The sequence below is a fragment of the Rhizobium subbaraonis genome (assembly GCF_900220975.1).
In the GTDB taxonomy this organism is placed as follows: Bacteria; Pseudomonadota; Alphaproteobacteria; order Rhizobiales; family Rhizobiaceae; genus Mycoplana; species Mycoplana subbaraonis.
The window spans coordinates 39,343-52,978 of record NZ_OBQD01000012.1 but is presented as its reverse complement, the minus strand read 5'-3'; the positions used below and the strand labels follow the sequence as shown (position 1 = coordinate 52,978).

Annotated in this window: 12 protein-coding genes and 1 pseudogene; 12 read left to right on the top strand and 1 reads right to left on the bottom strand. The window is 65.5% G+C overall.

Annotation, left to right across the window (positions count from 1 at the left end; all coding sequences use genetic code 11):
• The first annotated feature begins 110 nt into the window (after positions 1-110).
• Together CRO48_RS18730 and CRO48_RS18725 are read left to right on the top strand one after the other, a co-directional pair.
• Positions 111-623, top strand: a complete 513-nt coding sequence (locus CRO48_RS18730; protein ID WP_176526811.1) for an ureidoglycolate lyase — start codon at positions 111-113, stop codon at positions 621-623.
• Positions 624-673: 50 nt separating this feature from the next.
• Positions 674-1,375 (top strand): annotated as a pseudogene (locus CRO48_RS18725) (IS6 family transposase).
• A gap of 141 nt (positions 1,376-1,516) precedes the next feature.
• Here the strand turns inward: CRO48_RS18725 and CRO48_RS18720 are convergent.
• A complete protein-coding gene (locus CRO48_RS18720) occupies positions 1,517-2,440 on the bottom strand; it encodes a LysR substrate-binding domain-containing protein (RefSeq protein WP_097141397.1) in 924 nt (307 codons plus the stop codon).
• A gap of 116 nt (positions 2,441-2,556) precedes the next feature.
• Between CRO48_RS18720 and CRO48_RS18715 the strand changes: the two genes are divergently transcribed.
• The 10 genes from CRO48_RS18715 to CRO48_RS18670 are packed head-to-tail and all read left to right on the top strand — an operon-like array spanning position 2,557 to position 13,426.
• Complete coding sequence (locus tag CRO48_RS18715; RefSeq protein WP_097141396.1) at positions 2,557-3,219, top strand: RraA family protein; 663 nt, start codon at positions 2,557-2,559, stop codon at positions 3,217-3,219.
• 5 nt (positions 3,220-3,224) lie between these two features.
• Positions 3,225-4,277: an Ldh family oxidoreductase gene (locus tag CRO48_RS18710; RefSeq protein WP_097141395.1), complete on the top strand. Its 1,053-nt coding sequence runs from the start codon at positions 3,225-3,227 to the stop codon at positions 4,275-4,277.
• 11 nt (positions 4,278-4,288) lie between these two features.
• On the top strand, positions 4,289-5,443 hold the full coding sequence (locus tag CRO48_RS18705; protein ID WP_097141394.1) for an iron-containing alcohol dehydrogenase: 1,155 nt from the start codon (positions 4,289-4,291) through the stop codon (positions 5,441-5,443).
• 22 nt (positions 5,444-5,465) lie between these two features.
• On the top strand, positions 5,466-6,944 hold the full coding sequence (locus CRO48_RS18700; RefSeq protein ID WP_097141393.1) for an aldehyde dehydrogenase family protein: 1,479 nt from the start codon (positions 5,466-5,468) through the stop codon (positions 6,942-6,944).
• A 23-nt stretch (positions 6,945-6,967) separates the two neighbouring features.
• Positions 6,968-7,957 (top strand): TRAP transporter substrate-binding protein, encoded by a 990-nt coding sequence (locus CRO48_RS18695; protein ID WP_097141392.1) that lies wholly within the window; start codon positions 6,968-6,970, stop codon positions 7,955-7,957.
• A 25-nt stretch (positions 7,958-7,982) separates the two neighbouring features.
• Positions 7,983-8,537, top strand: coding sequence for a TRAP transporter small permease (locus CRO48_RS18690; RefSeq protein WP_097141391.1), 555 nt, complete (start codon positions 7,983-7,985; stop codon positions 8,535-8,537).
• Positions 8,538-8,547: 10 nt separating this feature from the next.
• Positions 8,548-9,849, top strand: coding sequence for a TRAP transporter large permease (locus CRO48_RS18685; protein WP_097141390.1), 1,302 nt, complete (start codon positions 8,548-8,550; stop codon positions 9,847-9,849).
• A gap of 31 nt (positions 9,850-9,880) precedes the next feature.
• Positions 9,881-10,693: a class II aldolase/adducin family protein gene (locus CRO48_RS18680; protein ID WP_097141389.1), complete on the top strand. Its 813-nt coding sequence runs from the start codon at positions 9,881-9,883 to the stop codon at positions 10,691-10,693.
• Between the two features lie 39 nt (positions 10,694-10,732).
• Positions 10,733-12,169, top strand: coding sequence for an NAD(P)-dependent oxidoreductase (locus tag CRO48_RS18675; RefSeq protein ID WP_097141388.1), 1,437 nt, complete (start codon positions 10,733-10,735; stop codon positions 12,167-12,169).
• Positions 12,170-12,172: 3 nt separating this feature from the next.
• On the top strand, positions 12,173-13,426 hold the full coding sequence (locus CRO48_RS18670) for a glycerate kinase type-2 family protein (protein ID WP_097141387.1): 1,254 nt from the start codon (positions 12,173-12,175) through the stop codon (positions 13,424-13,426).
• Positions 13,427-13,636 lie beyond the last annotated feature (210 nt).

Genomic DNA, 13,636 nt, shown 5'->3' with positions numbered 1-13,636 from the left:
GGTTTCGTGACACGGCCGTCAGTTGATGACGGGCACTTCACTGGATGTGTCGATTTACAGACCGTGGCCCTGAAGAACGGCTGTTGGCGTGTTTGTTTTCAGGAGGCGTCTTGATTAAACTTCTCCCCTTAACCCATTCGGGGTTTGCGAGATATGGTCGTGTAATCGATAGCGCAGGCGGACGATCATTCCCCACCAATCGTGGGGAGGTAACCCGAATTCACGAGCTGTCTGATATTGACTGCTCGGCTGAAGATGGCCGGGCGATCATTAGCATTTTTCAAGTTCACCAGCCAACCGCTGCCACGCGGCTGCGATTGATGGAACGCCATCCGATTTCGAGTCAGGCGTTCGTTCCTTTGGATTTAGTGCCGACAATTGTGGTTGTCGCGCCTGCCGATGAAACACCGTCTCACGAAAACATCCAGGCATTTCTCACCGACGGGAGACAGGGCTTCAGCTACCTGCGCGGTACGTGGCACCATCCGCTGATTACTCTGTCTGCCGGTAGATTCCTTGTTATCGATCGGGTGGGTTCTGACAACCTACAGGACTACGAGGAGGTAAAGGTTGAAAGCCTGGATATCAGGGTCGACACCAAGATAGCGCCCGGATCAGATTGATCGGTGTTATCAACTTTCTCAGTCAGGATTTGCGGCATGAATGCGATGGCATGAAGACCGCAACCCTCAGCTACAAGCGCCATCGTTTCCCCGCCGCAGATCATGGCCCATGCAGTCTGGCTTTATTTCCGGTTTCCGCTGAGCCTGCGCCTGGTCATGGAAATGCTGCCGGAGCGAGGCATCGTGGTCTCCTACGAAACGATCCGCCGCTGGTCCAAGAAATTCGGCCCGACTATGCTCCCCGTTTCCGCCGAAAGCAGCCACGCCGCGACGATGTTTGGTACCTCGACGAGGTGGCCATCAGGATCGCCGGCAAGAAGCATTGGTTGTGGCGCGCCGTCGATCAGGACGGGTATGTGCTCGACGAGATCGTGCAGACCCTCCGCAATGCCAAGGCCGCCAAGCGATTATTGAAAGCGCCTCTTGAGAAGCAGGGCATCGCGCCAAAGCGCATGATCACCGACAAGCTGCGCTCGTGCGGAGCGGCAAAACGACAGGTGATGCCGGATGTCGAGCATCGCTCACACAAGGAATTGAACCACCGCGCGGAGAATTCCCATGTGCCGCTGCGAAAACTGAAGCGGAAGATGCAGGGCTTCCGATCACCAGGCGCACTGCAACGCTTCGTCTCGATCTTTTCGGCTCTGCGCAATCTCCTCGTCCGGCCCCGCTCAAAACGCTCCGCTCTCAATATACATATTCACCGCCTGCAGGCCATGGCGGAATGGAAAGCCGTGACCGGCGTCAGCTGACAACGGCGCCGCAGGTCGCATTGCGTTCAGATGTAGACAACGTGACATCGCCGGTCGCGAAGCTCACTAGTTGTGCGACAGATGGCGATAACGTTGGTAGTTGACGGAAAGCTGGACCATGGTCGCGACTACAATCTGACATCACCTCCGCAGTCGAGTTCGCGCCTGCGCGGCCATGAACTCCTCGCCGACCGTCAGCGCGATGGCGCGGAAGGCGCGCAGCGACGGCGTTTCGCGGCTCGTCCGCCAGGCCAGCACGACGCTGACCGGCGGCGGGTCCTCCTGGATGCGCAGGAAGGCGACCCCGGAGACCTGCATGTTCTTGGCGGTCACCGGCACGATCGCGACCCCCATGCCGGCGCTGACGAGGCCCACGACGGTGTGCACCTGCGTCGCCGTCTGGATCGCCTGCGGGGTGAAGCCGGCCGCCTCGCACATCCTGAGGATCGAGGCGTTGAACAGCGGGCTGCTGGCGCGGGGAAAGAGAATGAACGGCTCGTTCGAAAGCCGCGCCAGCGGGGTGGACGCCGACGAGGCCAGCGCGTGATAGGCCGGCACCGCGACTACGAAATCCTCCTCCATGATCGACAGCGTCTCGATGCCCGGCGCATAGCGGGCCGGCCGCGTCAGTCCGACGTCGATATGGTCGCGGCCGAGCGCCGTGGCCTGGTCGGCGATGCTCATCTCCCTCAGTTCAAGCTCCACGTCCGGGTAGAGATCGCGGAAACGCTGCAGCGTTCGCGGCAGGAGCCCGTAGGTCGAGGAATGGATGAAGCCGATGGTGAGCCGTCCGAGTTCGCCCTTGCCGGCGCGGCGCACGTCCTGCTCCAGCTGCTCGAGTTCGCGCAGGATGGAGCGGCTGCGCTCCAGCATCAGCGCGCCGGCGGCCGTCAGTTCCACCTTCCGCTGGGTGCGCACGAAGAGTGCGGCACCCGTCTGCTGCTCGATCTGCTGGATCTGCCGCGACAGCGCCGGCTGGGCGATGTGCAGCCGTGCCGCCGCCCGGCCGAAATGCAGTTCCTCGGCCACGGCCTGCACATAGCGCAGTTGACGGATTTCGAGCATCGGTAATACCTCCAGGGCATCAATAGAAGGCTCATAATGTATTGGACGTCAATAGAAGGGCTGCCTACGATCCCCCCACACGAACAAAAAACGTGACTGCGTTTCGGGAGGTTACATTGCTAGGATTTCGCGTAGCGGAGGACTTCGGTCGTCCGTCGAAGGAACTCGTCGAAAAATTTCGCACGATCCCCACCGCCATCGTCAGCGACAACATGCACCGCATCTTCGCCGGCGGCACGGGCCTGCGGCCCTTCCACGGTGATGCCGTGCTGTGCGGCTCAGCGCTGACCGTGCGCACTCGCCCAGGCGACAATCTCATGGTCCACAAGGCGCTCGATATCGCCAGGCCGGGTGACGTGATCGTGGTCGACGCCAGCGGCGATCTCACCAACGCCATCATCGGCGAGATCATGCTCAACTACGCAATCACCCGCGGTGTCGCCGGCTTCGTCATCGACGGCGCGGTACGCGATACCGGCGCGATCGCAAACGGCGGCCTTCCGGTCTATGCCCGCGGCGTCACCCATCGCGGCCCCTACAAGGACGGCCCCGGCGAGGTCGGCGTGCCGGTCACGGTCGGCGGCATGGTGGTCTCCTCCGGCGATATCGTGCTCGGCGACGAGGACGGCGTGCTCGCCGTTCCGCAAAGCCACGCGGAGGAGATCCTGGCGCTCGCGGTCGCCCAGCAGGCTCGCGAGGCCGGCATCCTCGCCAGCATCGCCGACGGCACCGTCGACCGCACCTGGGTCGACCAGACGCTGCGCACCAAGGGACTGTGAGCGCCATGGCCCACAGCGTCTCGAAACTCGTCGATTTTTCCACGAAGCTACTGACGGCGGCCGGTGCGCCGGACGCCGTGGCCCGCGCGGTCTCTGAAAGCCTTGTCGCGGCCGATGTGCGTGGCGTCAGTTCCCATGGCGTCGTGCGCCTCGGCGTCTACCTGAAGCGCATGGCCGAGGGCATGATCGATCCGAAGGCCGAACCCCAAATGGAGCGCGACGACGGGCCGGTCGGCCTGCTCGACGGCCGCAACAATTTCGGCGCCTATGTCGGCGCCCGCGGCCTCGACATCGCCATGGCCCGCGCCAAGACCCACGGCGCCTACATTCTCGGCGTCCGTCACTCCAACCACTTCGGCACCGGCGCGCATTACCTGCAGCAGGCGGTGTCGCAGGGGCTGGCGATGATCGTCATGTCCAACGCGTCCCAGACGATGCCGCCGACAGGCGGTGTGCGCCCCTTCATGGGAACGAACCCGATCGCCTTCGGTTTTCCGACCGGCACCGACGTCCCCTTCATCCTCGACATGGCGACGAGCCTCGTCGCCCGCGGCAAGATCATCGTCGCGGCCAGCAAGGGCGAGGCGATCCCGCTCGGCTGGGCGGTCGATAAGGACGGCAATCCGACGACCGACGCCCATGCCGCTCTCGACGGCGCTGTGCTGCCGCTCGGCGGGCCGAAGGGTTCGGGCCTCGCCATGGCGATCGACATCCTGTGCGGCGTGCTGACCGGCGCGGGCTTCGGCCCCTCGGTGAACAACATGTACGACAACTGGGAGGAGCCCCAGAACGTCGGCCACATGTTCATCGTGCTCGACATTGCGCGCTGGATGCCGCTCGAAACCTTCAAGGGCCGCCTCGATGATTACATCCGCCTTCTGAAGCTGGAGCCCCGGGCGGGCGGCGTAGAAGAAATCTTCTACGCGGGCGAGATCGAAAGCCGGCTCGAGGCCTGTCGCCTCCGCGACGGCATCACGCTGCCGGCCAAGGTCGAGGACGAACTCAACGCTCTCGGCGCGGCCTACGGCCTTTCGCTCAACGAACTTCAATTGTCCTGAAAGAACGAACCATGCGTGCATTCTCCTACCACATCCCGACGCAGATCGAATTCGGCAATGGCGCGATCGCCCGGCTGCCGGAGTTCGTCAAGGTCCTCGGCGGCTCGCGCGTGCTGGTCGTCGGCGACCCCGGCGTGCAGCGCGCCGGCCTTATCGATCGCGTCCAGGCGATCCTCACCGGCGCCTCGATCTTCAACGCGGTCTTCGCCGACGTCGAAAGCGATCCGGCGACCCGCTCCGTTGATGAGGGCACCGTCCACGGCAAGGCGAACGGCTGCGACCTCGTGGTCGGCATCGGCGGCGGCAGCGCGCTGGACACCGCAAAGGCCATCGGCCTGATGTTGGTCAACGACGGCAACATCAAGGATTATGTCGGCATCGGCAAGGTACCGAGGGCCGGCGCGCCGGTGATCGCCGTACCCACCACGGCCGGTACGGGCAGCGAACTCACCATTTGGTCCGTGCTGTCCGACAAAGTCGCGAAGGCCAAGATCAGCGTCGGCAGCGTGCTGAACTGCCCGGCGATCGCGCTTCTCGATCCGGAACTGACGCTTTCGCTGCCGCCGCAGATCACCGCCGCCACCGGCATGGACGCGCTGACCCACGCGCTGGAGTCTTACGTCAACACCGCGACGCAGCCGATCTCGGAGGCGATGTCCGACCAGGCGATGACGCTAATCGCAAGGAGCCTGCGCAAGGCGGTCGCCGATGGCTCCGACGTCGAGGCGCGTGGCGACATGCTGCTCGCCAGCACCATCGCGGCCATGGCCTTCAACAGCACGCGCCTGGGCTTGGTACATGCCTTCGCCATGCCGCTCGGCGCCAAGTTCGGCATTCCCCACGGCCTGGTCAACGCGATCATGCTGCCGGAGGTGATGCGCTTCAACCATCTCGCCAACCCCCGCAAGTTCGCCCGCATCGCCGAGATCTTCGGCGAGAAGACCGCCGGTCTTCCGGTCGAGGAGGCTGCCGCGCTCTCCGTCTCGGCCATCGAGAAGCTGAAGCTCGATGTCGGCATCACCGCAAAGCTCAGCAATTTCGGCGTCACGGAAGGCCGCTTCAACGAGATTGTCGATGAGGCGATGCTGTCCGGCAACGTGCCGGTCAATCCGCGACAGCCGACCAACGACGACATGAAGGCCCTGCTTAGGGCCGAACTGGTCTGAGCGGCCGGGGAGGAGAATGACGATGTCCGACATGTTGAGCTGGCTCGCCGGAGCCGTTGGCGGAACCTACGGAAACTTCATCGGCGGCGAATGGAAGCCTGCCGGCGACAAGACGTCCCAGATCTTCAACCCCGCAGATCGCGACCAGTCCCTCGGCCGTTTCTCCGACAGCGGCGCGGCGGAAGTGGACGAGGCGGTCGTCGCGGCCCACAAGGCATGGCTCTCATGGCGGCAGGTGCCGGGTCCGGATCGCGGCGCGATCCTGTTCCGCGCCGCCGACCTTCTGGAGCAGCGTATCGACGAACTCGCCTTCATCCTTGCCGCCGAGCAGGGCAAGGTGCTGGCGGAGGCGCGCGGCGAAGTCGGCCGCGCCGCCAAGGAGCTGCGCTTTTCCGCCGGCGAGGCGAGCCGTATCGACGGTGACGTGCTGCCCAGCGAAAAGCGCAACGGCTTCGCCATGACGCTGCGAGAGCCGATCGGCGTCGTCGCCGCCATCGGCCCGTGGAACTTCCCGGTCGTCACCCCGGTGCGCAAGATCGGCCCGGCGCTTGCCTTCGGCTGCAGCGTCGTCCTGAAATCGTCGAACCTCACCCCGTGGTCCGCCGTCAAGCTCATGGACGTGTTCCGTGACGCCGGCGTCCCGGCAGGCGTCGTCAGCCTCGTGCTGGGTTCCGGCCGCGCGGTCGGCGAGGCGCTGATCCGCCACCCGCTAGTGCGCGGCGTATCCTTCACCGGTTCGACCGGCACGGGCGTCGCGATCAACGCGGAGGCCGGCCGCCGACTGGTGCGCACCCAGCTGGAGCTCGGCGGGAAGAACCCCGCCGTCGTCCTCGACTACGACAATGCTGCGACCATCGCCAGGCAGATCTCCGGCGCCGCCTTCGCCTGTTCGGGCCAGCGCTGCACGGCGCTGAGCCGCATCGTCGTGCTGGAGAAGAACGCCCGCGAGATCACCGAGGCGCTGGAAGCAGAAATGGCGGCGATCAGGGTCGGCCCTGCCTGGCAGGCCGGCGCCACGATGGGCCCGCTGATCACCGCCCAGCACAAGGCCTCCGTCATGGGGCATATCGCCAATGCGCGGGAGGATGGCGCGACGCTCGCGCTCGGCGGCACATCCATGGAGGACGGCGATTTCGCCAGGGGTCATTTCGTCGTGCCGACGCTGTTCACCGGCGTCGCCAAGACCTCGCGGCTCGCGCTGGAGGAGGTCTTCGGTCCGGTGCTCGCCGTCATTCCAGTCGGCTCGATCGATGAGGCGATCGAGGTGGCCAACAGCGTCGAATACGGGCTGGCGGCCTCCGTCTACACCAACGACGTCAACCTCTCGCTGCGGTTCGCCCGCGAGAGCCAGTCCGGCATGGTCCATGTCAACCACGGAACGGCCAGCGAGGCGCACATGCCCTTCGGCGGCGTCAAGGCGTCCGGCTTCGGCGCCTATTCCATCGGCCATTCCAACCAGGAGTTCTTCACGACCGTCAAGGCCGTCTATTTCCAAAGCTAGTGTTCAATCGGGAGGAGACCAACATGAACATGAAACTGAAAACGGCAGCCCTGCTGGCCGCCGTGGCTCTCTTTGCCACCGGTGCATCCGCAGAAACCGTCCTTCGACTCGGCCATGTCTGGCCGGATTCGGAAATCCACGCAGCGGCGGCGAAGAAGTTCGCCGACGACGTCGCGGCCGCCACGAACGGCGAGGTTAGGATCGAGATCCACGGCAACAGCACGCTCGGCAGCGACCGCGAACTGCTCGAAGGCATCAAGTTCTCATCCAACGACATCTGGGTCGGCGGCGCCGGCGTGCTATCGACGGCATCCGAGACCGCTCGTATCTTTACACTGCCATTCATGATCCGCGACGTGAACCATTACAACGCCGTCTATGGCGGTCCGGTGGGTGGCGAGATCACCAAGCGCATCCGTGACGAATCCGGTTACGAGGTCGTCGCCTACTGGCTGCGCGGCCCGCGCTGGCTGACCACGAAGGTCCCGGTCGAAAAGCCGGAAGATCTTTCCGGCCTGAAGATCCGCGTTCCCGACAGCCCGGTCACCGTGCAGTCCTGGAACCAGCTCGGCGCCTCCGCGACGCCGATGAACTTCGGCGAGGTGTTCAACGCCCTCCAGCAGGGCGTCATCGACGGGCAGGAAAACCCGCTGTCGCTGATCCTGTCTTCGAAGTTCTCGGAAGTCGTGAAGCATCTCGTGCGCACCGAGCATGCCTACGAGCCGGTGGTGGTCGTCATGGATGCCGGTCGCCTGGTCGCTATGCCGGAAGACCAGCGCAAGGCGATCGTCGATGCCGCGAACGGCGCCGCCAAGGCCTATGCCTCAGAAGAGGTGCTGAAGGGCGAACAGACCTTCGTTAAGCAGCTTCAGGACGCGGGCATGACACTGAACGAGCCGGACAAGAAGCCCTTCCAGGAGCGTGTCGGCACGGAGTTCGTCCACAAGACGTTCGCTCCCGTCGCCGATCTCTACGACAGCGTCGCCGCTGTCGAGGCCCCGACCGGGCAGTAAGCCCGCCTAACCGGAAGATGCTTTGATGAAACCCTCGTCCAACGAGGCCGTTGTCGGCCTTTCGACGAGCCAGCAAGATCATCGCCCGAAATGGGCGATGATCCGCTGGCTCGACATGCTCAACGCCCTGATCCTCAATTTCCTGGCGGGCGTCATGGGCCTTCTTGCCTGTCTCGGGATCGCCCAGGTCGTGGCGCGCTACGTGTTGAAATCGCCTTTTTCCTGGTCGGAGGAGTTCATCCGTTTCGCGCTGATCTGGTGCGTTTTCCTCGGCGCAGGCGTCGTGGTGCGCCGCGGCATGTTGGTCGCCGTCGAAGCGATCTACATCGCCGTGCCCGCCTCCGTGGCGCGGATCATAGGCGTCTTCAGCGTCGCCGTCAGCATCGTCTTCTGGGCAATCCTCATCTACTACGGCTGGACCGTCAGCGGCATGGTCGGAACCCTGATGTCCGGCTCGCTCGAACTGCCGATGCGCTACGTCTACCTCGCCATTCCGGTCGGGGCGCTCCTCGCCCTCGTGAACACCATCGCTGTCGCCGTCGATCCGCCGCCGAGCGTGATCGTTCAGGCCGCAAGCTGAGAGCATCGCCATGTTTCCCGTCGCGCTCACCGCTTCCATGCTCGTCTTCTTCACCTGCGCGGTGCCGATCGCCGTCACGCTCGGCATGGTCTCCGCCATGACCATGTACGGCTCCGGCATCCCGCTGCAGGCCATGATCCAGCGCATGTTCGCTGCGCTCGATTCCTTCCCGCTGACAGCCATTCCCTTCTTCATCCTTGCCGGCGCGCTGATGGAAGTGAGCGGCATCTCCACCCGTCTGGTCAATTTCGCCCAGTCGCTCGTCGGCCGCGCCACCGGCGGCCTCGGCCTCGTCGCCGTGCTGTCGGCGATGTTCTTCGCCGCGATTTCCGGATCGAGCGCCGCGACGACGGCGGCGATCGGCGGTATCCTCATCCCGGCCATGGCGGCGCGTGGCTATTCGCGGCCCTTCGCCACTTCCGTACAGGCGTCTTCCGGCGAGCTCGGCGTTATCATCCCGCCGTCGATCCCGATGATCATCTTCGCGCTGACCGCCGGCGTGCCGGTCTCGATCGGCGATCTCTTTCTCGCTGGTATCCTTCCCGGCCTGCTGGTGGCCGGCGGTCTGATGCTGACCGTCTACCTCGTCACCAAGCGCAAGGGCTATGGCAGGGCGAAACCCGGCGCGACCGGCGACGGCCTCGGCCCGCAGCCCGGCGTGTGGGAAAGCTTCAAGGCGGCCATACTGCCGCTCATGCTGCCCGTACTGATCCTCGGCGGCATCTACGGCGGCGTCTTCACGCCGACCGAAGCCGCGGCGGCCGCCGTCTGCTTTGCGCTGATCATCGGCGTCGTCGTGTTCCGCACCATCACCGTTGAGAAGCTGGTGACGGCTCTGCGCTCGTCTCTGCTCAACACCGTCGTCATCTTGCTGATCATCTCGTCTGCCAGCGTCTTCGGTTGGGTGCTGACGGCAAACCGCATCCCTGAGCTGATCTCGCAGGTCTTCGTGTCGATCTCCGACAATCCGCTGGTCTTCCTGCTGTTGATCAACCTGCTGCTGCTTCTCGTCGGCATGTTCCTGGAGACGGGTGCCGCGATCACCGTGCTGGCCCCCATCCTGACGCCGGTGGCGCTGAAGATGGGCATCGACCCGATCCATTTCGGGATCGTCATGATCGTCAATCTCGCGGTCGGCATGACCACGCCGCCGGTCGGCGTCAATCTCTTCGTCGCCTGTCAGGTAGCGGGGCTGAGGATCGAGCACATCATCCGCAGCATGCTGCCCTTCTACCTGTCGCTGCTCATCTGTTTGGCGATCATCACCTATGTGCCGGGCCTCACCCTCTGGCTTCCGCAACTGTTCAAGTAGTCGTCACGCCGACCAACGAAGGAGGATTTCCATGCCGGCCGCACAGCAGAAGAAATCGATCTACGAACCCGATCAGGAAGGCCTGCATTTCCCCCGCGAACCGGTCTTCCAGACGCTGGCGGAGGGACGCCAGCATCGCCGCGAGCGGCTGGCCGCCGTCTGCCGGATTTTTGGCCGCTACAAGTTCGAGTACGGCTTCGCGGGCCACGTCACGGTGCGCGATCCCGAGCACCACGACCTGTTCTGGACCAACCCCTTCGGCATGAGTTTCTCGCGGGTGCGCGCCTCGGATCTCATCCTCGTCGATCACGCCGGCAAGGTTGTAGAGGGCACCTGGGCCGTTAATCGCGCCGGCTTCGTGCTGCATTCGGCGATCCACGAAGCGCATCCCGACATCGTGGCCTCCTGCCATGCCCACACCGTCAACGGCATGGCGTGGGCGGCTCTCGGGCGTCCACTCGATCCGATCACCCAGACCGCCTGCGGCTTCTACGGTCATCAGGCGGTGATCACCGAGGAGGCCGGCGCCGTGGTGGTGGAGAAGGGGGCCGGCAACACCGTCGCCAACGCCTTCGCCAACGCTAAGGTCGCCATCCACCAGAACCACGGGCTGTTCAGCGTCGGGCGGCACAGCATCGACGAGGCCGCCTGGTGGTTCATCGCGCTGGAACGCGCCTGCGAAATCCAGCTGAAGGCCGAGGCGACCGGCTCGCCGCTGAAACTGGTCGCGCCGGAAAAGGCCGCCCATTCCGCCAAGCACCTTGCGACGCCTTTCATGGGGTGGCTACACTTCCAGCCCATCTACGACTGGATCATCCGGACCGATCCGGATCTGGTGAACTGAGCCTGACGCACCTCAACGACCGGCCGAGAGGACGAAACCATGCATGACACTGACGCCCGCCGGACCTACCGGATCCTCATCTGCGACCTGGTGGGCCTGCGGCCGGGGCCTGACGGGCGGCCGGACTGCTCCGAGGTGCGCCGACACGTCGAGCAGGCCGGCTGCACGTTCCACGACGGCGACGGCATCGTCGCGGCCGACATAGGCGGTGGCGGTATCCACTTCGTTTACCGGCCGGACCTGAACACCGCCGCCGACCTCGTCGCCGAAGCGGGTGATGGCCTGTACGACGCGGTGATCGCCGCAGCGACCGTGGTGCCGGCCGACACCGTCTTTTCCGAGGGCGGCGTTCGGATCGGGGCGGGCACGGGCAACATGCAGTCCCGCTCCTGGGGCGGCGGATCGGGTGCCGGCGGCGCGGCGCCGCTGATGAACACGCCCGGCATCAACAGCCGCGCCACCGCGCAGATGGTGATGAAGGCGATCCTGCGCTTCCTGCCGGATCTGCCGTTCGACCTGTTGCACGAACGCTCCGTGTCCGGGCGTTTCGATACGGGCCGCGACCTCAAGCATTTCCCTACTGGGAAGCTGGAAGGCAGGCGCATCGCCGTGCTCGGCTACGGCAATATCGGCCGCGAGGTGGCGCGCCTTGCCGACGCCTTCGGCATGCGGCCTGTGATCTATGCCCGCGAGCGGCATCGCCGCTGGATCGAAGCCGAAGGCTTCAGTTACGCGGCGAGGCCCGTCGAGGCGTCCGCCGGCGCCGACATCGTTTCCGTCCATCTCGGCCTCGGCGAGGCCGATGCCACGAGCGGGCGCTTCGCCAATGCCGGCCTTATCGGCGAGGCGATCTTCGATGCGGTCAGCCCCGGCGCGACGCTCGTCAATTTCGATCGCGGCGAACTGGTCGACGCCGCAGCCCTCGACACCGCGATGGGCGACGGCCGCATCCGCTTCGCCGCGATCGACGCCGACATCTTCAGCGAGGCCGCGGCCGGCGAGGTCTCCGGCCCGCTCGCGCCCTATCTGCCGCTGATGGAACGCCATGGCGGCCGCCTGCTGCTTCTGCCGCATGCGGTTGCCGACACCGACCATCCGTCGCGGGTGGCGGGCGCGAAACAGGCCGTAGACCAGATCCTCGAGGCGATTCGTTTCCGTCGCGTGGGCAATCTCAAGGGTGATCTCCCTGATGGCTATACCGCCGTGCCCGGCCGCGCGATCCACGGCATCGGCGGCGTTTCCGCCGGCACGTTGGCGGGCGTTGCCGAGGACGCTGACGTCGTGAAGGAACTCGCCGGTATGGCCGGTCGACTCCATGATTTCTGGACACGTCTCGCCGCCGCGGCGGATGCCGAAGAGCGGCAGGCCCTCTGCGCGGCGATGGGCGACGGCTTGATGCTGGACGTCAATCGGCAGGCCGCCCTGATGCGCGCACTCGGCCTTCATGGCCCCTTCACCGGCAAGCCGCGGGACTGAGCGATGGACAAGCCTTTCCTCGCCGCCCTCTTCGACGTGGCCGTGCAGGCGGCCGATCCCCTGACCGGCATCCGCGCCCACCTGCCGGAGCCGCCGCCGAGCGGCCGCACGGTCGTTATCGGGGCGGGCAAGGGCGCGGCACAGATGGCGGCGGCGCTGGAAACGCTCTGGCCCGGCCCACTCACCGGCATCGTCGTGACGCGCTACGGCTATGGCTGCGAGACGCGTGGCATCGAGGTACTGGAGGCGGCGCACCCGGTTCCCGACGAGGCCGGGCTTGCAGCCGGCGCGCGGCTCCTCGATCTGGTTTCCGGCCTGACGGAAAGCGATCTCGTCATCGCGCTGGTCTGCGGCGGCGGATCGGCGTTACTGCCGGCGCCACCCGAAGGGCTGACGCTCGCCGACGAGATCGCCGTCAACGAGGCGCTGCTCGCCTCCGGCGCGCCGATCTCGGCGATGAACATGGTGCGCAAACACGTCTCGCGCATCAAGGGCGGGCGGCTCGCTTCCGCGACCCGCGCCCGCGTCGTCAGCCTGCTGGTCTCCGATATTCCCGGCGACAATCCGGCCGCCATCGCCTCCGGCCCGACGATCCCCGACGCCTCGACGCGTGCGGATGCGCTGGCGATCGTCGCGCAGTACCGCCTCGATCTGCCGGCCGCCGTCATGGCGCATCTGAACGGGCCGGCAGCCGACGCACCGATGCCCGACGATCCGGTCTTCGCCCGACACGAGCATCACATCGTCGCCTCGGCGCGCGTTTCGCTGGAGGCTGCTGCGGCCGAGGCACGGGGCCACGGCGTCATGCCGGTCATCCTGTCGGATGCGATGGAAGGCGAGGCGCGAGACGTCGCGCTCGTCCATGCCGCGATCGCCCGTGAGGTGCTGGCGCGCGGCCGCCCGTTTTCGCGACCGGCCGTGCTGCTCTCCGGCGGCGAGACGACGGTGACATTGCGGGGAAGGGGCGGGCGGGGCGGCCGAAACGGTGAATTCGCGCTCGCCATGGCGCTTGCCATCGACGGCCACGCCATCGAGGTTCTGGCGGCCGATACGGACGGCATCGACGGCTCCGAGGACAATGCCGGCGCTTTCGCCGACGGAACGACAGTGCGACGTCTGCGCGCCGCCGGAATCGATCCGCGCGAAATATTGGATCGCAACGATAGCTACACCGCATTCTCCACCATCGGCGACTTCCATGTGACCGGACCAACCGGCACGAACGTCAATGATTTCCGCGCAATCCTTATCCGCTGACCTCGGGTAGATCTATCTTTCGCGCAGAACGGCGTGGTCGAGCTGCTGCGGAGCAACTTCCACGGGGTTAGAGCGCGCCCGGCCAAGCCCGGCGATCACACGACAGCCGGTCGCGATAGCAATCTGCCACCGGCTGCGGCACGATCCTTCAGCGCACAGCCGATGGCAGCCACGCTGAAGGGCCTTTGGGCCTGCCAACGACGTCATTCT

Excerpts from the sequence above, each read along its gene's own strand:
- CRO48_RS18680 (WP_097141389.1), top strand. The coding sequence starts at position 9,881 with ATGCCGGCCGCACAGCAGAAGAAATCGATCTACGAACCCGATCAGGAA.
- CRO48_RS18720 (WP_097141397.1), bottom strand. The coding sequence starts at position 2,440 with ATGCTCGAAATCCGTCAACTGCGCTATGTGCAGGCCGTGGCCGAGGAA.
- CRO48_RS18670 (WP_097141387.1), top strand. The coding sequence starts at position 12,173 with ATGGACAAGCCTTTCCTCGCCGCCCTCTTCGACGTGGCCGTGCAGGCG.
- CRO48_RS18675 (WP_097141388.1), top strand. The coding sequence starts at position 10,733 with ATGCATGACACTGACGCCCGCCGGACCTACCGGATCCTCATCTGCGAC.
- CRO48_RS18695 (WP_097141392.1), top strand. The coding sequence starts at position 6,968 with ATGAACATGAAACTGAAAACGGCAGCCCTGCTGGCCGCCGTGGCTCTC.
- CRO48_RS18690 (WP_097141391.1), top strand. The coding sequence starts at position 7,983 with ATGAAACCCTCGTCCAACGAGGCCGTTGTCGGCCTTTCGACGAGCCAG.
- CRO48_RS18710 (WP_097141395.1), top strand. The coding sequence starts at position 3,225 with ATGGCCCACAGCGTCTCGAAACTCGTCGATTTTTCCACGAAGCTACTG.
- CRO48_RS18705 (WP_097141394.1), top strand. The coding sequence starts at position 4,289 with ATGCGTGCATTCTCCTACCACATCCCGACGCAGATCGAATTCGGCAAT.
- CRO48_RS18685 (WP_097141390.1), top strand. The coding sequence starts at position 8,548 with ATGTTTCCCGTCGCGCTCACCGCTTCCATGCTCGTCTTCTTCACCTGC.
- CRO48_RS18700 (WP_097141393.1), top strand. The coding sequence starts at position 5,466 with ATGTCCGACATGTTGAGCTGGCTCGCCGGAGCCGTTGGCGGAACCTAC.